Origin of the sequence: Psychrobacter muriicola 2pS, from assembly GCF_904846535.1 — a bacterium.
Lineage (GTDB): Bacteria > Pseudomonadota > Gammaproteobacteria > Pseudomonadales > Moraxellaceae > Psychrobacter > Psychrobacter aquimaris.
Genome location: NZ_CAJHBC010000001.1, coordinates 1 through 22,645, shown reverse-complemented (window position 1 = coordinate 22,645; position 22,645 = coordinate 1). Strand labels below are relative to the sequence as shown.

General features: G+C 46.3%; 18 protein-coding genes and 2 pseudogenes. 14 read left to right on the top strand and 6 right to left on the bottom strand.

All coding sequences use genetic code 11. The features are described 5' to 3' along the window. The first annotated feature begins 4 nt into the window (after positions 1 to 4). From JMX93_RS00100 to JMX93_RS00090, 3 genes are all read left to right on the top strand, one after another. Positions 5 to 2,140: an IucA/IucC family protein gene (locus tag JMX93_RS00100; protein ID WP_499203483.1), complete on the top strand. Its 2,136-nt coding sequence runs from the start codon at positions 5 to 7 to the stop codon at positions 2,138 to 2,140. Further along, the gene (locus JMX93_RS00095) at positions 2,118 to 2,768 is read left to right on the top strand and encodes an RraA family protein (protein ID WP_499203482.1); all 651 of its coding nucleotides are present in this window, start codon (positions 2,118 to 2,120) and stop codon (positions 2,766 to 2,768) included. The genes JMX93_RS00100 and JMX93_RS00095 overlap by 23 nt, the downstream gene beginning before the upstream one ends. A 226-nt stretch (positions 2,769 to 2,994) precedes the next feature. Beyond that, entirely contained in the window at positions 2,995 to 5,361 is a 2,367-nt protein-coding gene (locus tag JMX93_RS00090; RefSeq protein ID WP_499203481.1) for a TonB-dependent receptor, read from the top strand. A gap of 192 nt (positions 5,362 to 5,553) precedes the next feature. Here JMX93_RS00090 and JMX93_RS00085 read toward each other — a convergent pair. From JMX93_RS00085 to JMX93_RS00070, 4 genes and pseudogenes are all read right to left on the bottom strand, one after another. Further along, positions 5,554 to 6,145, bottom strand: a pseudogene (locus JMX93_RS00085) (IS1595 family transposase). 103 nt (positions 6,146 to 6,248) lie between these two features. After that, entirely contained in the window at positions 6,249 to 7,160 is a 912-nt protein-coding gene (locus tag JMX93_RS00080; RefSeq protein WP_499203480.1) for an MBL fold metallo-hydrolase, read from the bottom strand. Positions 7,161 to 7,199: 39 nt separating this feature from the next. After that, on the bottom strand, positions 7,200 to 8,246 hold the full coding sequence (locus JMX93_RS00075) for a TRAP transporter substrate-binding protein (protein WP_499203732.1): 1,047 nt from the start codon (positions 8,244 to 8,246) through the stop codon (positions 7,200 to 7,202). A 126-nt stretch (positions 8,247 to 8,372) separates the two neighbouring features. Next, the gene (locus JMX93_RS00070) at positions 8,373 to 9,731 is read right to left on the bottom strand and encodes a lyase family protein (protein WP_499203479.1); all 1,359 of its coding nucleotides are present in this window, start codon (positions 9,729 to 9,731) and stop codon (positions 8,373 to 8,375) included. A 39-nt stretch (positions 9,732 to 9,770) separates the two neighbouring features. Here JMX93_RS00070 and JMX93_RS00065 point away from each other — a divergent pair, with 39 nt between their 5' ends. Together JMX93_RS00065 and JMX93_RS00060 are read left to right on the top strand one after the other, a co-directional pair. Further along, positions 9,771 to 10,553, top strand: coding sequence for an IclR family transcriptional regulator domain-containing protein (locus JMX93_RS00065; RefSeq protein WP_227685988.1), 783 nt, complete (start codon positions 9,771 to 9,773; stop codon positions 10,551 to 10,553). 384 nt (positions 10,554 to 10,937) lie between these two features. Continuing rightward, positions 10,938 to 11,993 (top strand): TRAP transporter substrate-binding protein, encoded by a 1,056-nt coding sequence (locus JMX93_RS00060; RefSeq protein ID WP_499203478.1) that lies wholly within the window; start codon positions 10,938 to 10,940, stop codon positions 11,991 to 11,993. 171 nt (positions 11,994 to 12,164) lie between these two features. Here JMX93_RS00060 and JMX93_RS00055 read toward each other — a convergent pair whose 3' ends face one another. Together JMX93_RS00055 and JMX93_RS00050 are read right to left on the bottom strand one after the other, a co-directional pair. Further along, the gene (locus JMX93_RS00055; RefSeq protein WP_198333223.1) at positions 12,165 to 13,118 is read right to left on the bottom strand and encodes a PDR/VanB family oxidoreductase; all 954 of its coding nucleotides are present in this window, start codon (positions 13,116 to 13,118) and stop codon (positions 12,165 to 12,167) included. 104 nt (positions 13,119 to 13,222) lie between these two features. Continuing rightward, complete coding sequence (locus JMX93_RS00050; RefSeq protein WP_198333222.1) at positions 13,223 to 14,269, bottom strand: Rieske 2Fe-2S domain-containing protein; 1,047 nt, start codon at positions 14,267 to 14,269, stop codon at positions 13,223 to 13,225. Positions 14,270 to 14,652: 383 nt separating this feature from the next. Here JMX93_RS00050 and JMX93_RS00045 point away from each other — a divergent pair, with 383 nt between their 5' ends. The 9 genes and pseudogenes from JMX93_RS00045 to JMX93_RS00005 all read left to right on the top strand — a co-directional run. Then, the gene (locus JMX93_RS00045) at positions 14,653 to 15,378 is read left to right on the top strand and encodes a GntR family transcriptional regulator (RefSeq protein WP_198333221.1); all 726 of its coding nucleotides are present in this window, start codon (positions 14,653 to 14,655) and stop codon (positions 15,376 to 15,378) included. A 371-nt stretch (positions 15,379 to 15,749) separates the two neighbouring features. Next, complete coding sequence (gene pcaF / locus JMX93_RS00040) at positions 15,750 to 16,961, top strand: 3-oxoadipyl-CoA thiolase (RefSeq protein ID WP_499203477.1); 1,212 nt, start codon at positions 15,750 to 15,752, stop codon at positions 16,959 to 16,961. Then, positions 16,958 to 18,133 (top strand): alpha/beta fold hydrolase, encoded by a 1,176-nt coding sequence (locus JMX93_RS00035; protein ID WP_499203476.1) that lies wholly within the window; start codon positions 16,958 to 16,960, stop codon positions 18,131 to 18,133. The genes pcaF and JMX93_RS00035 overlap by 4 nt, the downstream gene beginning before the upstream one ends. 63 nt (positions 18,134 to 18,196) lie before the next feature. Continuing rightward, the gene (gene pcaH / locus JMX93_RS00030; RefSeq protein WP_499203475.1) at positions 18,197 to 18,925 is read left to right on the top strand and encodes a protocatechuate 3,4-dioxygenase subunit beta; all 729 of its coding nucleotides are present in this window, start codon (positions 18,197 to 18,199) and stop codon (positions 18,923 to 18,925) included. 3 nt (positions 18,926 to 18,928) lie between these two features. Next, the gene (gene pcaG / locus JMX93_RS00025) at positions 18,929 to 19,552 is read left to right on the top strand and encodes a protocatechuate 3,4-dioxygenase subunit alpha (RefSeq protein WP_198333217.1); all 624 of its coding nucleotides are present in this window, start codon (positions 18,929 to 18,931) and stop codon (positions 19,550 to 19,552) included. 103 nt (positions 19,553 to 19,655) lie between these two features. After that, complete coding sequence (gene pobA / locus JMX93_RS00020; protein ID WP_499203474.1) at positions 19,656 to 20,846, top strand: 4-hydroxybenzoate 3-monooxygenase; 1,191 nt, start codon at positions 19,656 to 19,658, stop codon at positions 20,844 to 20,846. 59 nt (positions 20,847 to 20,905) lie between these two features. Continuing rightward, positions 20,906 to 21,580, top strand: coding sequence for a 3-oxoacid CoA-transferase subunit A (locus JMX93_RS00015; RefSeq protein ID WP_499203473.1), 675 nt, complete (start codon positions 20,906 to 20,908; stop codon positions 21,578 to 21,580). Further along, complete coding sequence (locus JMX93_RS00010) at positions 21,577 to 22,224, top strand: 3-oxoacid CoA-transferase subunit B (RefSeq protein WP_198333213.1); 648 nt, start codon at positions 21,577 to 21,579, stop codon at positions 22,222 to 22,224. The genes JMX93_RS00015 and JMX93_RS00010 overlap by 4 nt, the downstream gene beginning before the upstream one ends. 168 nt (positions 22,225 to 22,392) lie before the next feature. Continuing rightward, positions 22,393 to 22,645, top strand: a pseudogene (locus JMX93_RS00005) (TRAP transporter small permease); the annotation flags it as partial.

The window sequence follows — 22,645 nt, the reverse complement described above, 5'->3', positions numbered from 1 at the left end:
CACCATGTTAAATACCGATGAAACAGTCAAGATAAATACCATGCCTACTTTATTTCCAGTCCAAATCAGTCATTCGGACAGCCAGCCTGATATGGTGGTAATACAAAGCTCGTTGATGACGTATCTGATTGAGTGCGTTTTACTTGAGCAGTGGCTAGCGAAAAATCGTATTGTGGTAACCACAACGTTTGACTATCTAGCAGAGCAAGATTTACCACAGGCTGTAGATTCACTATCAAACGCTTATCAATCATTTTTTGTTCAAGACAACCCATTACTGGTGCTTCAAATCAGCAGCGACAGCCGATTGCTATTACCCGTGGAGTCAGCCTATACCGCACCATGGCGACTGTATAAGTCTTGCGTACCGATTTTATATCGTTTGAACCACTCTATCAGCGCTTGTTTGCAACCAGTAGAGACAGTAGAGACAGTAGAGACGCTATTAGATATTTTACTGTCTGCTATGGAACACTCAGCACTGAGTGCGACAGGAATTGTCAAATTAAAAGAGAGTTTGCAAGCGTCCTTGATTGCCAAAACCCAATCTGCCCATGCCGATATCTCTACGACGGTCTATAGTCAGCCGCATTGGTATCAAACCCTGATTGCCGCAGAGCAATGGGCGTCATTGATGGATCGTCCGTTTCATCCGCTGGCTAAGGGCAAGCTGGGGTTTACAGCAGCAGAGTATCAGCATTACATGGCAGAGTTCAATCAGCCCATTGCGTTGGTGTGGGTAGCGGTTGCCAAAAGCCATCTTATGATGTCGGCTGAGGTAAAAGACATCAGCCAGCAACATCCAGCGGCGTATTTATTGGACAAGACGCAGCAACAGCGATTGGCACGGGAGATGAAAGACCACAACCTGATAGACACTCATGTGGCGATACCTGTCCATCCTTGGCAGCTGGCTCAAGTGATTGATCCTTCTAATAATAATTCTTGTGATAACGATGCTTCTAACCATGACGCTGATAGTTATGCTAAGGATTTGGCAGATGGCACGGTTGTAAAGTTAGTATTTAATGCACCCATCACTTACGCCAGCGCCTCTATGCGCAGTATGCTGTTGAGTGCCGATACGCCGTATAGCATCAAGTTGCCCATAGGAGTGTACGCCTTAAACTCCAAACGTTACTTGCCAGCACTTAAGCTGATCAATGGCGAAAAAAACCAAGCGATTTTGATGCAGGCAAGACAGATTGATAATGTCTTATCAGCAACATTACGGCTATGGGATGAGTGCCTTTGGTGGGGCTATATGTCACCCACGCATCTACAAGATAAAAGTGCAACCAACCCCTATTTTTATCAAGAAAAACCCACGCATTTGGGCGCTATGCTCAGGATTCTGCCAACGGATCTGTGTGATGACCAAGTGCGGTTACTGCCGATGGCAAGCCTCGGCATGTTGGTGTCTAAAGACGGTATAAGTCATCATATCTTTGATGAGATCATCCAAGCAAAATCGCCTACGACTCAAACAGCGTATATAAAACGCGCGGCTATTGATTGCTTCAAAAACCTGTGCGAGGTGTTTTTGGGTACGATGCTGCGCTGCCTGCGTTTAGGGCTTGCCCCTGAGATGCACGGACAAAACATCGTGATGGTGATGAAAAATCATCGTTTTACCAGCTTGCTATTGCGCGATCATGATTCGGTACGTATTTATTTGCCGTGGCTGGCGCGGCATCAAATAGCAGATCCTGAGTATTTAAGCCCGCCCAATTTTAAAAACCGCTTGTACCGAGAGACCCCGCAAGCACTGATATTTTATCTTCAGTCCTTGGGTATATTGGTCAATCTTCGCGCCATTATTGAAGCATTGTCAGCGCATTATAAGATTAGTGAAGCAGTTCTGTGGCGTGAGGCGAGGGACAGTATTGATAGGGCATTGACGGATATTGACTTTGATGCCGATCAATATGAGATTCTCCGCGAGCAGCTACTGACCACTCAATACTATCCACATAAGACATTGCTGTTGCCCGTGATTGAACGCGGTGACGATCCGCATGGCAGCATGCCCGCAGGGGAGAGTGTGACCACCAATCCTTTTTTTAGGATAAAAAACATTGAAGCAAATGTTAGGGTGGATTCAGTACGAAAGCATAATGAGAGAAAAATTAATGGATAAAATCGATATTGATACGCTAGTAGAGAGTTACAAAGACATAGCCACCTCGACCATTGGTCATTTGACCGAAGTGGGATATTTACCAGATATCAAAGCGCTGTCTCCTTGCACCCGTACTATCGTTGGAAAAGTCATCACAGCGACGTTGAACTCAGACAATACGGAGGTGATTAATCAAGCGTTGATTCAGGCGCAGCCGAATGACATCTTGTGTATCGATGCGCAAGTGCTCGGCATCAAAGCCTGTTGGGGTGCGTTACGTACTTGCGCTGCTATTTATGAAAAGCTCGCTGGCGTTATCGTCATTGGACAAGCGACGGATTCGTTACAAATTCAGCAGTTGGGTTTTCCTGTATTCGCTCAAGGCGTGAGCGCGGTCACCACCTTTAAGAGTAATGAAACAAAAGGTATTTTAGGAGCTGATATCTGCTATCGCTTTGGCCCGCAAAGTACCCTGATTCGCTCAGGCGACATCGCTATTATGGATAATGATGGGGTATTTGTATTGCCGCTAAAAGTTGCCCAGCAGTTATCACCTGATTGCCAAGATAAGCATCAGCAAGATGAGACAAAATTCCAGATATTCTTTGAAGCCTACAAAAAAAATCAACTGGACTTATTATTTTAGTCATAGGTAGGTAGAGCCAGATGTGTATGTCAATAGAGCTGATGATGCATCTCCTTGGCGCACTTATCTGTTATGAAGCACCAGTGGCTTTTGAATTTGTAAATAGGTATAGAAATGTTAATGGTTATCATTTACAATGCCATTCACAAACTTAGTACATTCTGTATTACGAGCTAAACATAACTCAGAACATTATCCAGCCACTATTCAAATAAGTGAAATGACAATGAAAAGCCATCATCAAGTTGCTCTATCCCTTCTTACGCTCTGTATTAGCCAGCAGTTGTATGCGCAAACCAACGTTACTATCCCAATGACAGACACTGCCGAAAACTCGATAGCCAGTGATGTACCAAACGTGACTTTAGATACTATTACGGTAACAGCGCGCGCTAAGACGGGAACGGCGCTGGCACAAAAAATCAGTGAGATGCCAGCCGTTACCCAAGTGATTGGTGAAGAAGATATTCGAGAGCAGGCCACAGGCAACCGTACTACAGGCGATATATTGGCACAGCTGATTCCGAGTTTGGGTGCTAGTAGTGGCTCAACCAGCAACTATGGTACGACCATGCGCGGTCGTCCGGTACAATACTTGCTAAATGGCGTGCCTTTATCAGGCTCACGCAGCTTATCACGAGAGCTAAATAGTATTGATCCAGCGCAGCTTGAGCGGGTAGAGGTGCTTTCTGGTGCGACCAGTATTTATGGCGCTGGCGCAGCAGGTGGCCTCATTAATCTGGTCACCAAATCGGCAGCAGGCGCAGGTTTTACAGGTCAAACTCGATTGGGTATTGACAGCAGCCGTGAGTTCGAATCAGATTCATTGGGTTATCATGTGGGTCAGAGCTTGGGTTATGGTGGCGAGCGTGTTTATGGCCGCTTAGATGTGGATTATGAGAATAGAGGTGGCAAGTTCGATAGCCATGGCGACCGTATCGGCCCAGATGTCAATCAAACCGATCAACAAGATACCGAATCATTGAGTGTCAACGCCAACTTAGGTATAGACATCGATGACAGCCAAAGCGTGAATCTTGCAGTGACTTATTATAACGATGAGCAAGATACCGACTATGGCCTAGATTATGGCAAAAACCTACAAGTACTACTAAATCCCAATGCCGCGCCGCCGTCTTTAAAGGCAATCGATGGTGCTCGTATAGAAGATCAGCCTTACACCACCAAAACTTCGGTCAATCTTAATTATAACAACGACGATGTTGCTGGTTCTAATCTAAGCATTACGGGTTACTACCGCGATGAAAAAGGGCGTTTTTATCCTTCTGGTAAAACGGCTGACAAACAAGCCTCTGAAGTCTGGCAGGCAAACGGATTGACCGATGAAAAGACGTTGAAGAAGTTACTAGGTGCTGCAACTTACGTGATGCAATCAGAAGCCGATATCGAAGTGATGGGTCTACGTGCCGCCATGCAGACGGACACCGAGTTTGGTGGTAAACAAACGCTATTGAGCTATGGGGCGGACTTTGAGCGTGAAAACAGCGCACAAACTTATAAGGGCCAAGACTTAAATACGTTTATCGCCAGTAATGGTCTGACTGCTGTGTCTAACGGCAAGACCTATAATGGTGGGCCGGACACGACTATTGATAAGATTGGTGTGTTTATCAATGCTGATACAGACATCACGGATAAATGGCACGCCAGTGCTGGTGTGCGCTATCAAAAGCTTAAGGCAGAAACAGACGCCTTTACCCCCATTTACGAGCAACTGTTAGAGGAGTATTTTGAGGACCCTCGTATTAGCGGTGTCAGCCAGCAATATGGTATTGACTATCAAGCAGGTGAAGTAGCAAAGGGTAAGACGGATCACGACAAAACGTTATTTAACCTCGGTAGCAGTTATCAGCTGACACCGAACGATCAAATATTTGCCAACTTCTCTCAAGGTTTCACTACCGCTGATATACAGCGCGCGCTGCGTGATGTAAGGGCAGGTTTTGTGGTCAACTCAGACAACGTACAGCCTATTGCGATTAATAACTACGACTTAGGGTGGGAAGGTAAGCGTGGTGACACGTCAGCAAGAGTAACGGGTTTTTATAATAATTCAGACAAAACCGTGCGTTTTACCAACGACTATACCGTAGAAGTGGTAGATACCGATGAGCGAATATATGGCGTAGAAGGGTCGCTCACCCAAGATATAAGCGATAACTGGAAAGTGGGCGGTAGTGTGGCTTACACTCGTGGTCAGTATAAGAAAGATGGCGATTGGCTGGAGTTAGATGCGGTGCGCTTGACACCGCTCAAAGGTACTGCGTTTGCTCAATATAACTTTGATGAAGGTAGTAACATAAGACTGCAAGCATTGGCTATAGGTGGCGATGATAGAGCGTTTAAAGATCAACAAAAAGACCCTGATGCTGGTGCGCTGGCAGTCACAGGTTATATGACTTTAGATGTATTGGGTCAAGTAAACATGCCAGTAGGTCGAGTGGGTTATGGGGTTTATAACGTACTCAATAAAGACTATCAAACGGTTTATCATCAAACCACGTTTGGCGACTTGAACCGTCTACCTGCCACAGGGACAACCTATGGTCTAAGTTATACTGTTGATTATTAAACAATAGAGTCTTAGCTTACATCTTGTTGGATAAGTCGCTTGGAGTTATTTAAACCCCAAGTTTAAAACTTTCACCTAGATAAAAATTCGTGATCGATAGAGCCTTTCAAGCTATAAAATATAAAGTTTGAAAGGCTTTTTTTGTATTTTGAGGATGAGGAGTTAATTTTACAATCAGACTGTCCTAGATAATTAGTTCAGTTCCTGTTTAACCCATTGTTTTAGCTGATGTAATTGATTTTTTGTATCGCTGTAGTTAAAACGCTACTCACATTCCTTTAAAAACACATGGAAATGCTCTTTTAGGATGCCATTATATTTACGCATATGACGCTATCCTCCAAAAGTTTTATATTCCGTTAATATGGTTTCTGTCTAGTGCAAAATCTTTTGAATGATTGATACGGTAATGGATGAAATCACTGACATCAAGCGCTTTTTAACCTCTAAAGTAGTCAGTGTAAACGATACTATCAGGCTTTACTTTCTCTTTCATGTTAGGAATTAAGGTACCAGCTCTGGCATTAGGAATGGTACAAGCATAGATGCTGCCATTGCGCTTAAGCAGTCCAAAAACAGGAAATTTGTTACCCGCACCGCGACCACGTTTGCCTTTGCGTCTGCGATTATTTTTATAAATTAGTAGTCTAAGATGATGAAAGGAGTGGCTTGCTGTCGTTTTATTAACAGCCAATAAGCTTGGTGCTGTTCTTACTGTACAACCAGCAACAAATAGTTCAATGAGTCTGGTTTGTTTGTACCAACTTAATCTACTCTTTCTCATCTGATTATCCTAGATTATTTTACTTATCTAGGACAGCTCCAAAAAGTGCTTTGGCAAACGGTCTGATGAGCTTAAATACTATTAACTCAATATTATTAATAATTCAATACTCATCAAGATCGTTTGCCAATGACACTTTTCCATCATAAAGCGCTGAAATCTCAGTATAAGCAGTTTCGATGGGAGCGCCGTAATGCAATACATGGGTCAAGACCAATAGACCAGGCTTTGTCTTGTTTGCAACTTTAGCCAAATCTGTCGTCAATGTGTGGGATAGTTGATGGTAATTTTGCCAATTTTTATCCAGCGCACTCCAGCCTTCATGACTGATCACTTCATGAATCAGAATGTCTACGTTTTCAGCCTTTTTGACTAAGTTCTCGTTATAGGTGGTGTCGCCTGAAATGACGATCGTTTTATCAGGCGTGGTGACTTTATAGCCATAAGCAGGCTCGATATCGCCATGACTTACTGTGAACGCTTCTACCGTGACATCGTTCTTATCGAAAATAATACCGTCTTTTGATATTTCCGTGATGGCGACTTTGTACATATTGGTATCGCGGACAGGCGTATTGCCATTGAGGCGCAGGGAAATGTCCATTTTTTGCATATCATAGTAGCCATTGGTCATGTCCTGAAGACCTGTTGGCCCGTAAGCATGTAGCTGCTGGTCACGTCGCCACCAGTAAGTCGCCGCCAATTCTGGATAATCCAAAGTATGATCGCTATGTAAATGCGTCAGAAACACATTTTTAATCTTCGTTGGATTTAATTCAGGGGCATCCATCTTTTTCCAAGCTTGGATCGATCGTTGTACTGTTCCATGCCCCATATCAAACAAGTATGCTTCATTATTATAAATGATAGCGACACCCGAACCTGCGCGTTCGGCGCTGGGCACTGGTGTTCCTGTGCCCAGCATGATGACCCGTGTTTCTGCGTTCGCTGCGACCGTCGATAAGACAGCAGCAGTAAGCAATGATATCCATGTCATAAGTGTTTTTATTTTCATGTTTGATCTTCCTTGATCATTTATAAACCGTGATGTGGATTAAAGCTTACACGCGGCGCTGGCTTCTTGTGCTTTCTCATATACCGCTTGTGGGTCGAGGCCTAATGCTGCAACATCGTTTAGATATTTTTGCGTGCCTGCCTCTAATGGGCCTTTCCATTGCGGATCGTTTAGGGGGTCAGGGATATCGATCATGGTGTCACCTTTGGCCTTGGCTTCGGCCATGTATTTGGCATCTTCAGCATCGAATACTTTACCAGCGCTCGTTGCCATGGCTTTGCCAGAGTTATCATCGATGACTTTTTTGAGGTCATCAGGCAGACTTTCGTACTTGTCTTTATTCATCGTTACCATGATGGCAGAGCTATAAAAAGGAATATTGGTATGGGTATTGGTCAGCTCGATCAATCGAAAAGAGCCTGTGGCATCCCATGGCAAACTAAGCCCATCTAACACGCCGCGCTGGAGCGAAGTATAGATATCGGTAGCCGGTAGTCCGACTGGTGTGCCGCCTGCAGTTTCAATGATGTCGCCTGCGATCGCTGATGGTCGACGCATACGTAGGCCCTTTAAATCATCTGGCGTACGAATGGCTTTATCGATGGTGTGCATCCCCCCAGGGCCAGTACCCATCATAAACAGCAAATGGGTGTCTTCATATTCATCCGATATCACCCCATCATCATAGAGCGTCTGCAAGATGCAGTTCATTTGCGTGGCGGAGTTAGACAGACCCGGTAGCTCTGCCACTTGAGTCAAGGGGAATCGGCCATTGGTGTAGCCCTGCAACTGAGAGCCGATATCGACGGTGCCTTTGGCAGTGGCATCATAAGTAGCGTCAGATTTACTGAGAGTCGCTGAAGGATATATCTCAACCTTGAGGCGACCGCCAGACTCTTCTTCGACCTTACGCGCCCAAGGTTCAAATATCTCTGTATGCGTTGCTGCTGTGGCAGGCCAAAAGTGCGAGAAGCGCAGGGTAGTGACGGCTTCTGTACTTGTGGCAGCGGTATCGTTTGATGGCGAGCAACCCGACAAGCCGATCAAAGCGGCGAGTGTCAGGCTCAGAGGCAATATTTTTTTCATCATAAAATCCCTTTTTTGATGCTGCATTATAAAATATTTGTTCTAAATAAGAACTCTTGTTCGTATAGTGAATTTAAAATACCTTTTTTTGAGTTTTTTGTCAATCCATCCGATGGCTGTTATGCATCACGCTGACTCATTTTTTAAGGTCATATTTTCAATGGCTTGCAATATCGTGTCGCACTGTCTTTGCGCCGCGCCGCAATAGCTGAGTGGAGATAAAATAGTTGTCAGCCCATCATCCTCGCTCAGGTCGACAGATTGCTCTGCTAGCAAGGCCTGAAATGTAGTGACAAACCCTTGGTGTTTGCTATGCGCCTCCTCGCTCGCTTGCGCTATCAAAGGATAGATGGCGTCTTTGTTATCTGCAAAGTAGGCCTTTAAGCTTTTGCTCAAATAAGCATCGCTATTTAAATCAAGGTTGGCGGCCATACGCTCAGGATACACTTGCAGCCCTTGTAATAAGGTCTTTAAGTACGACATCCCGCCTGCTACCAACGCTGTGCCTTCCGTCAAAGGTACCCAGCTGGCATGCCATTGTCCCAGTGCGCGCTCAAAGGGCTGGGCGGTTGTATTACTAATGACGCTCAAGTGCCCGTGCATTCTAAGCGCGGCGGTTTTTATCAACGCACATAGTACTGAGTTGCGTTTGTGCGGCATAGATGAAGAGCCGCCCATGCCCTCGATAGGAGGTTCAGCCACTTCACCCAACTCAGATTGAGACATCAAGGCAATGTCATCGACAATATTTTCTATCGTGCCTGCACAAGCATCCAACAGGGAAGCAATCGCATGGATAGGCTGTCTATTGGTATGCCAAGGGAGCAGGGGGGCTGATAGCCCAAGCGATGCTGCCACTTGTTGTGGCAAATCGTTATCTTCGTTATCTTCGTTGCTTACCCCCACAGGGCCGCCCCATTGCAAGTAAAATCCTGACTGCACTAACTGCGATAAATCAGGTATGATGGCGGTCAGCGGGGCTGCCCACTGGGTGACTTTTGTGCCAAAAGTGATCGGCAAGGCTTGCTGCATCAAGGTTCTACCTGCCATAGGTGACGAGCGATGCGCTTTAATCAGTACCGAGCAAGCGGTGAGTACCTCCTCCAAATCTTGTGTGATACGCTCAAGTGAGGGCTTGAGCATCATCATCATGGCGGTATCAATCACATCTTGACTGGTCAGTGTTTGATGAAAAAAAGGCCTTACGTCTGACGGTAGCAAAGACTTTGCTTGTGCCACAAAAGGAATAGCCGCGTTACCACCCAAATAAGTCTGGGCCCCAATGGCATCAATATCAAACAACTCTATGTCTAATGCTTGTTTAGATTGTTGAAACGTGTTTTTTGGGATAAGCTGATTCTGCTCCCTATGTTCTAAAACGGCTAACTCAAAATTTATCATTGCTTGAATAAAAGCTCGATCAGAAAGCGCTTCGGCAACGCCAAGATGTACAAAAGGCTGATTGATTAATCGATTGATTTTCATTTAGAATCCCTAACTTTGGTAAGTGTAAAAAATATTTCTATGACACAAGATAAGAAAATACCCTTTGATAGTCCAGATTTCGTGACGTCTCTTGCAGGCGGTTTGAGCGTTCTGCGGGCGTTTGATGACAACCATTCGACCATGACGTTAAGTGAGGTCGCCGAATGTACGGATATGGACAGAGCAAAGGCTCGGCGCTATCTGCTGACGCTACATGCATTAGGCTATGTCCATAAAGATAAGCGTCAATTCAAACTCTCTCCCAAGACACTCAGCATTGGATCCAGTTATTTAAGCAGTGCGCATCATCACGATATTGTGCAGTTCTATCTAGAACGGGTGACCGAAAAAACGGGTGAATCTTGTTCATTTGCGGTATTGGATGATGATGAAGTGGTGTATATCGCACGCTCTGCTGCCAAACATCGCCTATTATCAATTGCACTCTCTATCGGTACTCGGCTGCCTGTTGCTTACACCTCTATGGGCCGTGCTATCTTGGCCAATCTGCCCAAAGATGAGCGTGAAGACTACGTCAACAAAATAGAGCTAAACGCGTATACGCCATTTAGTATCACTGATCGTGAACAATTCAAAAAAATGTTAAGCGACGCTTACGATGAGCAATACGTGGTTGTCGATCAAGAGCTGGATACCGGTCTGCGATCACTTGCACTACCCATTTATAAATCAAATAATGAATTAATCGGTGCAATCAATATCAGTACCAACGCCATGCGCGTGTCAAAAGAGATGCTCATCGAAGAGTTTTTGCCTATATTGCGTGATTGTGCTGAAAAAATCCAAACCTATTATATTTGATAGCTCATAAAAAGGTTCTTATCTCGACATCAAGGCTGCCAACGCTTTATAGCGTTGGCAGCCTTTTTTATCAGGTGATACCTAGCTCCTATGAGGTCAATTGACGTCATAGGTCATGCTTGATGTTATCTGGCATAGACAGCATCCGTACTAGCATAAGCCATTGACAGAAGAATAAAAAAAGTTTAATTTAATTCACTATACGAACATTAATTCTATTATAGAACAAAAGTAATCGTATCGATAGGTAATTTGACTATAAAAATTTGACCATATGAATATGGATATTTACTGTTTTTACTTCAGACCATGGGCTTACAAGACAACATTCATTGAGCATATATGGAATCTGCGGTACTTGAACGATCAAAAAAGGACTTTACGATGAAAAAGATATTGCCTCTGAGCCTGACATTGGCAGCTTTGATGGGCTTGATGGGTTGCTCGCAGTCAAATGAGACCGCGACAAGTGCTGAGACGAGTAATGATGAGGTCACCACCTTACGCCTGTCACATTTATGGCCAGCGACAGCCGCCGCGCATACAGAGGTGATAGAGCCTTGGGCAAAAAACATCGAGGAAGACTCGAACGGCCGCTTAAAAGTCGAAATATACCCATCCGCCACCCTAAGCAAACCCGATGCCACCTATGAGGCCGCTGCCAAAGGCACTATTGATATTGGCACACAGTTACAAGGCTACACCAACGGCCGCTTCCCCTTGACTCAAGTCGCCGAGCTACCAGGGCTGTCCAGTTCAGCCACGCAAATGAACTGTATGCTGCAAACCTTGTATGATGATGGAGTGATCTCCAGTGAGTACGATGATACCCATTTGTTATTTATGATGGGTACTGGCCCTGGCGGGATGCATACCGTTGACCAAGCTATCCGTACGCCAGATGACTTACAAGGCCTGCGTATGCGCCGACCATCAGCGATCGCAGGGGATATCATTGAGTCAGCAGGCGGTACGCCCGTCGGTCTGCCTGCCACGGATTTGTATACCTCTTTGCAGCGTGGCGTGTTAGATGGGGTAAGCCTGACGTGGGATGCGATGGGGCCGTTTAGGTTGATCGAGCTGACCAACACGCATACCAATATTCCGTTTTATAGCTCTGCTATGATGGTCACGATGAACAAAGACAAGTATGAGAGCCTACCTGACGACCTTAAAAAAGTCATCGATGATAACTCAGGTAAAGCCATGGCAGCGAGCGCTGGTAAAGTCTTTGATGCTCAGGATGCCAAATATATGGCTGAAGCCAAAGCCAAAGGCGATACCATGATCGACATCCCTGACCCCTTAAATGACCCGCATTGGAAAGGGCGACTAAAGGCTGGCACTGAAAAGTATCTAAACGATGTCACCGCCTTGGGTTTAGATGCACAAATGGTGTATGAAAAAGCGCAAGAAGCCAGTGCGGCTTGCAAAGTGTAACTAACAAACGTTTACTAGGGTCTGTTGAATCTTCAATAGACCCCAGGATGTGTCCGTGCTTTTAGTCTATTTAGAGGCTTTCGTTCAGATTGAAAAAATGCCTTAATAATAGGCAATAAAAAAAGACCCTGTTTGGGTCTTTTTTAAGGCTTGATTTAAAGGTAACAGGCCCTAAATATCCAGTACCAGCTGAGCGCTTTTCGCCCGCGAACAACACGGGGTAAACTGGTCGTTTTTTGCTTGTTCTTCTTCTGTGAGAAAGACGTCCTTATGGTCTGGCACGCCGTCTAACACACGAGTCAAGCACGTGCCGCACATACCCGATTCGCAAGAAAAAGGGATCTCAATATCGAACGCTTCTAAGGCTTCGATGACCGTTTTGTCCGCTGGCACGTTGATTATTTGCCCTGTGCTACTGATCTGAACATCAAAACTGCCATTATCAGCAGTGCTGATCGGCGTGGCAGAAAAATACTCGCGATGTAATTGTGCAGACGGCCAATCTTGTGCTTTTGCCGTTTCAAGAACGTGTTCCATAAAACCACCGGGGCCACACACGTATACATGCGTGTCAGAGTGAGGTGCGGCAAGGATGCTTGCGGTATCCAACTTTTGCGCGGCATCTCCATCATCAAAATGAAAATGTACCCGATCAGCGAATGCCGATGCTTGAATGCGCTGCATAAAAGCGGTTTTTTCTGGGCTGCGCGTACAGTAATGCAGCTTAAATTCTGCGCCAGTATGGGCCAGTCGCTCTGCCATACATAGGATCGGTGTGATGCCGATACCACCTGCAAACAGTAGGCTGCGCTTGGCATCGTGAGCCAGTGGGAAAAGGTTTTTGGGTTCGCTGATCTCTATGCGATCGCCGATATTTATTTGCTGGTGCATCGCGACCGACCCACCACGTGAGGCTGGGTCTTTGAGTACCGCTATTTGGTAACGATGGTTTTCGTGGGGATGATTGCATAGCGAGTATTGGCGCGTGATGCCGTTAGGCATTTTGACATCAACATGGGCGCCAGCACTAAAGGGGGGCAGTGCTTCATTATCTGCGCTTGCCAGCTCAAAAAGACAGATATCGTTCGCGATCACTTCTTTTGACTTTACCAAAACTTCCATCATGATAGGTATCCTTCACTGGCTAAACACCATGCCAGCGTGTTTAGCCAGTTGTTCATTAAATTGTCATTTGATTTGTCATTTGATAAGGGTATTAACATCGGCGTCTATAGATTGACGTTCTCTATCAATTGGTTTTCTTCTTTGATGAGCGTGTCTAAAATACGCCGTGATTTGACGCCACCGGTATCAATGTTCAATTTTAAGAGCTTGCGTTCAGGATACGCTAATAGGTTGAGTTGCTGACGCTCTAGCATCTCCAAATCCTCGCTGAAGATCTGATGCTGTCCTTGACGAATCTGCTCTGTCAGCTCGGTGTCCTCGGGTTTGAAGTTACGCGCCATGCCCCAAAAATACCAAATAGAGGTCTCCGTCTCAGGGGTGATAAAATCGACGACGATGCTGCCTGCCTTGTGCTCAGGATCCGCGTCGTGACTGCCTTTTCCAGCATGGGCAACCCCGACTTCAATCATAACGTGACTGGGCGGGCTAAACTTACATATCTGCCATCTGTCTACAGGCACATCGTCAGCCAGTTGATTGGCACGCAGGGCCGCCTGCCAAAAAGGCGGGGCGATGATGTTCTCCATAAAGCGACTGGTGATAACCATATCGTCTTCGGAGGTAGTATGGACAGGGGTTTCGTCGATTTCTTCTTGTCCGATACTGCTGGCATGGACATAGGTTTCATGGGTGAGATCCATTAGATTGTCGATCATAAGGCGGTAATCGCAGTTGATGTGAAACAGACCCCCGCCATACGCCCATTCAGGATCGTTTGCCCATTCTAGTTCTGGAATTTTGGACTCATCGGCAAGCTCAGCATCACCCGTCCACACCCATACGAATCCATGACGCTCGACAACAGGGTAGCTGCGGTTGCAAGGGAAGCCTCTGACGCGTTGGCCTGGCATGGCGGCGGTTTTGCCGTCGCTGCCCATTTTTAAGCCGTGATAGCCGCACACCAGCAGGCCATCTTCTACATAACCGAGTGATAATGGCGCACCACGATGCGGGCAAAAGTCTTCGACGGCGGCGACCCCTGTGTCGCTTTGATAAAAGACAATATTCTCGCCGCATATGGTGCGTCCTAGTGGCTTTTCTTGATATTCATCTGGCGTACAGGCGACGTACCAGCAATTTTTTGGAAACATCTCAAACTCCTTTTGTGTGTAAAAATCCCTTTAATTGGATCCAATTTATCATAAAAATAGCGTTTGTCTACTATAATTTGGGTATATTGGATCCAATAAGTTAATATTATCTATTTCTTCATGTGAATTTTATACAGATCAGCAGTGATGTATTTATTCTTACTGCTAGGTATTACTTTGCCTCCGTCATTCTTATCGAAAGTATACCTGAGCAGACATAACCAATAAAAAACAGTATGGTTGGTCTATGATGGGCGCGCACTGTTTGTTTATGCTGCTAGCGTGCTATGCTGATGCTGAGCTAACTGATGTCAATTTTGATGTTGGTGTCGATGGCTGGCTTGTTTGGTCTTTTAAAAATGTGAATGGATGGTGAGGTTTGAATGAGTAAAGCGGGACAACGTGTGATTAGCGCATTGCGGCAAATGATCCTCTCAGGTGAGCTGGTCGCGGGAGAGCGTATCGCTGAAATACCGACGGCTGAACGTCTTGGGGTCTCTCGTACGCCCATACGCATCGCTTTTCGTTCGCTTGAGCAAGAAGGGTTATTGATTAAACTAAAAAATCGCGGCTATCGCGTGCGCGAAGTAACCACCGAAGAAATCAATGGCGCCGTTGAAGTGAGAGGCGTGTTAGAAGGCTTGGCTGCAAGGCAGGCCGCGGAAAGGGGGCTGACAGCAGAACATCGTCAAAGCATGGTGAAATGTCTGGTAAGAGGGGATGCGTTGTTTGCCAAAGGGCATGTGACGGAAGAAGATCTTGAGATCTATCATGAGATTAACCAACGCTTTCACGCGTTAATCATTGAAGCCAGTCACAATCCTGCCATCGATATCGCAAAAACACGCAGTGAACACATGCCCTTTGCATCCGTCAGCTCATTGGCTATTGATCGTGACAACTTGGCAGGCGAGTATCGGCGGTTTAATTTTGCCCATATGCAGCATCACGCGGTGTTTGATGCGATCAGCCATGGTCAAGGGGCAAGGGCTGAAGGAATAATGAGAGAGCATGCCAACGCCACCCTGCGTTATGCACAGATATTCAACTCCGAACTAAAGGATCCCGATACGATACGGATCATCAGTGGCGATGCAAATGATGATTAGAGGATGATGTGATTTGATGACTAAAAAGCAGCTGATGCTAGTATGCCACTGACGATTATTGGATGCATTGGCAGCTATTCATATCCCCTATATACGATCAAACAAAGACCCAATCGGGTCTTTTTTGTTTTTGGAAAAGTCATCCGTCATGTTCTTGAGATTTGCCGCGATAAAGGAAATGCTGGATACGACTTTCAATTGAAGAGAATACGGAATAACTCGATTGACAAGCGAAAAAAAAGGGTGTAATTTAATTCATTATACGAACAATAATTCTTATATAGAACAATATTGGCAGTAATCAATATTGGATTGTAAGGATACAATGTACTCGCATAGTGTACTCATATCGTCTCTAGGGAGAGAGCAGCATGGCCGCAGTCTATATTTGTCATCCAAAACGTTCAGCAGTCGGTCGCTACGGCGGCGCTCTGGCTGATATTCGTCCTGATGATCTGTTAGCGCAAGTCATCAAAGCAGTGATCGATGATGCGCCTGACTTTGATCACAGCGCGATTGAAGATGCCTTTATAGGCTGTGCCAACCAAAGCGGCGAAGACAATCGCAACGTGGCGCGCATGAGTGTGCTGCTATCAGGTCTACCAGAGACCGTACCTGCAAATACCATCAATCGATTATGCGGCTCAGGTCTGGATGCGGTCGGCACCGCGTTTCGCGCGATTGCCAGCGGTGAGATGGATCTGGTGCTAGCAGGCGGCGTTGAGTCAATGACTCGTGCGCCCTTTGTCATGGGCAAGCCCGAAAAAGCCTATGGTCGCAGCCAGACGTTGCAAGATACGACCATGGGCTGGCGCTTTATCAATAAAAAGCTAGATGCGATGTATGGAACAGAGGCCATGCCGCAAACTGCCGAAAATCTAGCAAAACAATACAACATCTCACGCGAGGATCAAGACAGCTTCGCGCTATGGTCGCAACAAAAAGCAGCGGCTGCACAAGATAATGGACAACTGGCGGCTGAAATCACGCCTATCACCATCGAGAGACGCAAGAAGGAAGCACTCATCGTTGATACAGATGAGCATCCACGTCCAGACTCAACCATAGAAGCCTTAGAAAAACTGCGTCCTATATATAAGGACGGCACGGTAACGGCTGGTAATGCTTCAGGTATCAATGATGGCGCGGCTGCCATGCTGATTGCGAGCGCGGCAGCCGTTGAAAAGTACGGTTTAACCCCTGTAGCTAAAATAGAAGGGATGGCAACAGCAGGTGTGCTGCCAGAAATCATGGGTATTGGCCCCGTACCAGCCACTCAAAAGCTGTTAAAGAAACTCAATTTGACGCTGGATGATATGGATATTATTGAGCTAAATGAAGCGTTTGCTGCACAAGCACTGGCTTGCTCACGTGCCCTTGGGCTGGATGACCGTGATCCACGTATCAATCCTAGAGGCGGCTCAATTGCCTTGGGTCATCCGCTAGGCGCATCAGGTGCTCGCATCTTGATTTCAGCGGTTCACGAATTACAACGTACCGATGCACAGCGGGCGCTATGCACCATGTGTATTGGCGTGGGGCAGGGTATCGCGCTCATCGTTTCACGAGTAGGAGAAGAATGATGGCGTTTTTAAAAACAGACGCGCATTTGATTGCTTACCAAGACAGTGGTGAGACTTATTTACCTGCACTCTTTATGGCGCATCCACTCGGTATGAGCCGTGATGTGTGGGATACCGTGTGCGATCAACTGCATGGACATTACCGCTGCGTTCGCTGGGATTTACCTGGTCATGGTAGCAGTGGTGCAGCCGCAGAAGGACTGAGTGCTGAGCAGTTGGCGTTGGATGTCGTAGCGTTGGCGGATCACTTACATATTGAAGGTTTCAGTTTTATTGGTACATCAATCGGCGGCGTGATTGGTCAGTCGTTATGCCAATTGGTCGCTGAGCGTTTAGAGCAAGTATGGCTGACCAATACTGGTGCAGTCATCGGTACCGCGGATGCGTGGGCTGAACGTGCTGCTAACGTGCGCCAGTTGGGTTTAAGCGAGATGGCAGCAACCATCGTACCGCGCTGGTTTGCACCTGCTTATATCGAGAAAAACCCTGAAGTATCACAAGGCTGGCAAGTGCAGCTTGGACGCAATGATGACGAAAGCTACGCCAAGCTGTGTGAGGTATTGGCTCAAGTGGATAACCGCGGAAAGCTTGCTGATTATCAAAATCATGTCGCATTAATCGCAGGTGCAGAGGATGTTTCCACGCCGATTACGGCACTAGAAACCCTACAAGCACAGTTCGCTGATGCTAGCTTAAGCATTTTCGATAGCGTGGGACATGTACCCGCTATTGAAACGCCTGATCGTTTGGTTGCGCATATTCAGACTGATGCGGGACGCGCCACCGTTGGCGAAACAGGCATCAGCTATGAGCAGGGTTTGACACAGCGCAAGCGTATTTTAGGCGACACGCATGTCGAGCGCGCTTCCAAAAACGCCACGACATTAGACAGCCCATTTCAGCAATTTATCACTCGTAATGCATGGGGCGAGCTGTGGGGTGATCCAAGCCTCACCGTACAGCAGCGCAGCATGATTACCACGGGCATATTAGCCGCGCTTGGTCGCGACGGCGAGCTGGGTCTGCATCTGCGTACGGCTAAACGCTTGGGCATCTCTGAAGATCAATTGCGTCAAGTATTGATGCATGTGTCTATCTATGCTGGCGTGCCAGCGGCCAACCATGCGTTTTCTTTGGCCAAAGACAATGGTTGGGGCAATCCAATCAATTAATATTCAAAACCATAAGCACTGATTATCAATAAGGTTTGCGTTATAGCAATGGAGAATACCGTAATGAGTCATAAATACCCTTCTTTTCTTCCACGTGATCGGTCTTGGCAGCCTGCACAGTATACGCCTGGCTACAAAACCTCGGTGGCGCGTTCACCCAGTCAGGCGTTAGTCAGTATCCAAAGAGCCAGTGACTCAGAGCGTAGTGGTCCTGTATTTGACGGTTTAGAGATTGGTCAATATGACAATGACTTGCTCATGAATTTTCGCACAGAGGGAACGCAGGCGGGTCTACCCATTGGTGAGCGCATCATCATGCATGGCCGCGTCATTGATCAGTTTGGTAAGCCTGTGCCCAATACCTTGGTTGAGATGTGGCAAGCAAATGCTGGTGGCCGCTATCGTCATAAAAAAGACAATTATCTGGCGCCACTCGACCCGAACTTCGGTGGTGTGGGTCGCTTTATCACCGATGCCGACGGACGCTATCATTTTCGTACCGTACGTCCAGGACCTTATCCGTGGCCAAATGGTGTTAATACGTGGCGTCCAGCGCACATCCACGTATCAGTGATGGGACCTTCTATTTCGACGCGCTTGATTACGCAATTGTACTTCGAAGGGGATCCGCTCATTCCGCTATGTCCGATTGTACAGGTCTTAAAAGACCCAGAAGCGGTTGAAACGATGATTGCCCGCTTAGATATGACTATGAGCAAGCCAATGGATTGTCTGGCCTATCGTTTTGATATCGTGGTGCGCGGTGCATTACAAACGTATTTTGAGGAGTAGATCATGTATAGCCAATACAAATTACAAGATGATAGCGGTTTGCTGCGTGAGACAGCCTCTCAAACGTCAGGGCCGTTTGTGCATATCGGTTTGGCATTAGAAATCGCAGGTTTTGAATCTCGTTCAGATGAGATTTGGCAAGATTTGGCCAAAGAAGGTGCTAAAGGCGAGCATATCGAGTTAGTGGGTCATGTATACGACGGTAATGGTGAAGCGGTTCATGATGCCCTGATTGAAATATGGCAAGCCGATAGCGATGGTAACTATGTTGCCAATTTTGACAATAAACAACCTTTTAGTGGATTTGGGCGCAGTGCTTGTGCCTTAGATGGCGATTTCCATTTCCATACGGTAAAACCAGGACAGGTGGGTTTTTACGGTAAGCCCATGGCGCCGCACGTCAGCCTTGCCATTTTTGCTCGTGGTATCAATTTGCATCTACAAACCCGTGCCTATTTCGATGACGAACCAGAGGCCAATGCCGAGTGTCCTATATTAAATAGCGTGCCTTCAGTAGAACGTCGTAAAACGCTGATTGCCAAAAAAGAGCAAGGCGATGGTAAGCCCCGCTATCGATTTGATATTTATTTACAAGGCGACAATGAAACGGTTTTCTTTGATTTTTAGCGAATCATTTTGCAATACAGAGGTGTTTTTAGACCGTTAGTATTCTTTATTCAACGTCTTTAGGCAAAGTGGAATTTGCCAAATAACAAGTGAGAGGGATTTCATGAAACAGAAAACACAAGTTGCGATTATTGGTGCAGGCCCATCTGGATTACTGCTTGGGCAATTACTGACGAAAGCGGGTATCGACAATGTCATTTTAGAGCGCAAAACGGGCGAGTATGTCCTAAGTCGTATTCGCGCAGGCGTTTTAGAGCAGGGTACGGTCAACCTGATTCGCGAGTCAGGGGCCGGAGCGCGCATGGATAAAGAAGGATTGGTTCATACTGGTACGGATTTTAGTTTTCAGGGCGAGCACTACCACATCGACATAGAAAAACACAGTGGCGGCAAGCATGTCGTTGTGTATGGGCAGACTGAGGTAACGCGCGACTTGATGGAAGCACGTGAAAAAGTCGGTGGCACGACGGTTTATGAAGCAGAAAACGTCGAGCTCCATGATATTGAATCAGACAATCCTTATGTGACCTATCAGCATAATGGCGAATTGTTCCATCTGGACTGTGATTACATCGCGGGCTGCGATGGTTTTCATGGTGTCTCACGCAAATCAATTCCCTCTAACGAACTAGAAGAATACGAAAAAATCTATCCGTTTGGCTGGCTTGGGCTCATGAGTGACACCCCGCCTGTGAATGATGAGCTGGTTTATTGTGCCCATGAGCGTGGCTTTGCGCTATGTTCGATGCGCTCTCCAACCCGCAGCCGCTACTATATTCAAGTGCCCGATACAGATAAGATCGAAAACTGGAACGAAGAAAAATTTTGGGCTGAGCTTAAACGTCGTATTCCACCAGAAATGGCAGAACGATTGGTGACTGGGCCTGCTATCGAGATGAGTATCGCACCACTGCGCTCTTATGTCTGCGAAACCATGCAATACGGCAAAGTGTTCCTATTAGGAGATGCCGCGCACATCGTTCCACCAACGGGTGCTAAGGGTTTGAACCTTGCTGCAAGTGACGTAGACACAGCCTTTCGTTTATTTGTAAAAATCTATGAAGAACAGCGTACTGACCTGATTCCTCGTTATCAAGAAATCTGTTTGGCACGTGCTTGGAAAGCGGTTCGTTTTTCGTGGTGGATGACGATGCTATTACACCGTTTTCAGAGTGCAGGTCGTTTTGATTTTCGGGTACAGCAGGCTGAGTTTGATTACTTTATTCATTCGGATGCTGGCAAAGCAACCATTGCTGAAAACTACGTCGGCTTACCATTTGAAGCATTAGAGTAAATAGCTGCGTTTCAATTATTTGTATCTGGCTACTTAACGCTTTTATATAGGATGATCTAATGTTAAATAAAGTGACAGCATCTGCCATCGACGCCATGAACCATATCAATGATGGGGCAACCATCTTGATAGGTGGCTTTGGTTTGGCAGGTCAACCAGCAGAATTGATTGACGCACTGATTGAACGCAATGCTAAGGATCTAACCATCGTTAGCAATAATGCAGGCAACGGTGAGACGGGATTGGCACTATTGCTCAAATCAGGTTGCGTGCGCAAGATTATTTGCTCGTTTCCGCGTCAGCACGACTCGTACATCTTTGATGATCTTTACCGAGCGGGGAAAATTGAGCTGGAAGTGGTACCGCAAGGGACGCTAGCAGCTCGTATGCAAGCAGGTGGCAGTGGTCTTGGTGCCATTTATACGCCAACGGCTTATGGTACGTTGCTTGCTGAAGGTAAGGAAACACGGACGATCGATGGCAAAAATTACGTATTGGAATATCCAATAAAAGCAGATTTTGCATTGATCAAAGCGTTTCAGGGTGATCGCTGGGGTAATTTAACTTATCGCAAAGCCGCGCGTAATTTTGGTCCGATTATGGCGGCAGCCTCCAACCATACTATCGCTCAAGTCAGCGAAGTGGTTGAGCTGGGAGTGCTCGATCCAGAACACATTATTACCCCAGGTATTTTTGTCCACGAAGTCGTCTGTATTGAAGGAGAGGCATCATGAGTGATTACACCCCACGTTCAGTCGATGAGATCGCCAAGCGCGTCGCCCAAGATATCGAAGAGGGCATGTATGTCAATCTAGGCATCGGACAGCCTACTCGAGTCGCTGATTTTCTCCCGAAAGACAAAGATATTTTTTTGCACAGTGAGAACGGTGTACTAGGTATGGGGCCAGCGCCTGAGGAAGCGGACAGAGATGGCGACTTGATCAATGCCGGTAAACAATATATCACCTTACTCAAAGGTGGTAGTTATTTTCATCATGGTGACTCGTTTGCCATGATCCGTGGAGGGCACATTGACCTATGTGTTCTTGGGGCATTTGAAGTGGCTGAAAATGGCGATATTGCCAACTGGTTTTTGGGTCGTCCAAAAGACATTCCAGCCGTTGGCGGTGCCATGGATTTGGCAGTTGGTGCTAAAAAGGTGTACGTCATCATGGATCATGTTAGCAAAAACGGTGATCCTAAAATCGTCGAAAACTTAAAGCTACCTATCACTGGCGAAAAATGTGTCAATCGAATTTATACGGATCTTGCGGTGATTGACATCACTGAGCAAGGGTTGATGGTTCGTGACATGGTCGATGGACTAACTTTTGATGAGTTGCAAGCAAAAACAGGTGCCGCATTGCAACAGCCATAATTTAGATAAACGCTTAGTGTTCCATCATACGTAAAGTGCTTAACCATCAAGAAGGGATTTCATGATGAAAAAAAAATTATCTATAGCAGTCATGCAGACTGTTTGGCCGCTTATACATAATGAGTCGACTCATTATGTATCTGCCTTTGGTAACGCGGTAGGTGCAACATGGCCCTACTAATCAAGCTCAGCGTCCTAATCTCCAGATTGTGCCAGTTTATCGGCGGCATCAGTCTTATCATTATTGTTCTCACCACCATGCTAGACGTCGTCGCCCGTTATATCTTTAAGCTCACTGGTGGTGAGTTTGGCTTTACCGTCAAAGGCAGTGTAGAGATCGTCTCCTACTTTATGCTTTTTGCCCTACTGGCCGCCTTTGCCGCTTTTGTCGAACGCTCGCAAATCATCGTCGACGTCTTTA

Coding starts and splice junctions, on each gene's coding strand:
- JMX93_RS00080 (WP_499203480.1), bottom strand. CDS start 7,160: ATGAAAATAAAAACACTTATGACATGGATATCATTGCTTACTGCTGCT.
- JMX93_RS00055 (WP_198333223.1), bottom strand. CDS start 13,118: ATGATGGAAGTTTTGGTAAAGTCAAAAGAAGTGATCGCGAACGATATC.
- JMX93_RS00070 (WP_499203479.1), bottom strand. CDS start 9,731: ATGAAAATCAATCGATTAATCAATCAGCCTTTTGTACATCTTGGCGTT.
- JMX93_RS00095 (WP_499203482.1), top strand. CDS start 2,118: ATGAGAGAAAAATTAATGGATAAAATCGATATTGATACGCTAGTAGAG.
- JMX93_RS00045 (WP_198333221.1), top strand. CDS start 14,653: ATGAGTAAAGCGGGACAACGTGTGATTAGCGCATTGCGGCAAATGATC.
- JMX93_RS00065 (WP_227685988.1), top strand. CDS start 9,771: ATGACACAAGATAAGAAAATACCCTTTGATAGTCCAGATTTCGTGACG.
- JMX93_RS00035 (WP_499203476.1), top strand. CDS start 16,958: ATGATGGCGTTTTTAAAAACAGACGCGCATTTGATTGCTTACCAAGAC.
- pcaF (WP_499203477.1), top strand. CDS start 15,750: ATGGCCGCAGTCTATATTTGTCATCCAAAACGTTCAGCAGTCGGTCGC.
- pcaG (WP_198333217.1), top strand. CDS start 18,929: ATGTATAGCCAATACAAATTACAAGATGATAGCGGTTTGCTGCGTGAG.
- JMX93_RS00075 (WP_499203732.1), bottom strand. CDS start 8,246: ATGAAAAAAATATTGCCTCTGAGCCTGACACTCGCCGCTTTGATCGGC.
- JMX93_RS00015 (WP_499203473.1), top strand. CDS start 20,906: ATGTTAAATAAAGTGACAGCATCTGCCATCGACGCCATGAACCATATC.
- JMX93_RS00090 (WP_499203481.1), top strand. CDS start 2,995: ATGAAAAGCCATCATCAAGTTGCTCTATCCCTTCTTACGCTCTGTATT.
- JMX93_RS00050 (WP_198333222.1), bottom strand. CDS start 14,269: ATGTTTCCAAAAAATTGCTGGTACGTCGCCTGTACGCCAGATGAATAT.
- JMX93_RS00060 (WP_499203478.1), top strand. CDS start 10,938: ATGAAAAAGATATTGCCTCTGAGCCTGACATTGGCAGCTTTGATGGGC.
- pcaH (WP_499203475.1), top strand. CDS start 18,197: ATGAGTCATAAATACCCTTCTTTTCTTCCACGTGATCGGTCTTGGCAG.
- JMX93_RS00100 (WP_499203483.1), top strand. CDS start 5: ATGTTAAATACCGATGAAACAGTCAAGATAAATACCATGCCTACTTTA.
- JMX93_RS00010 (WP_198333213.1), top strand. CDS start 21,577: ATGAGTGATTACACCCCACGTTCAGTCGATGAGATCGCCAAGCGCGTC.
- pobA (WP_499203474.1), top strand. CDS start 19,656: ATGAAACAGAAAACACAAGTTGCGATTATTGGTGCAGGCCCATCTGGA.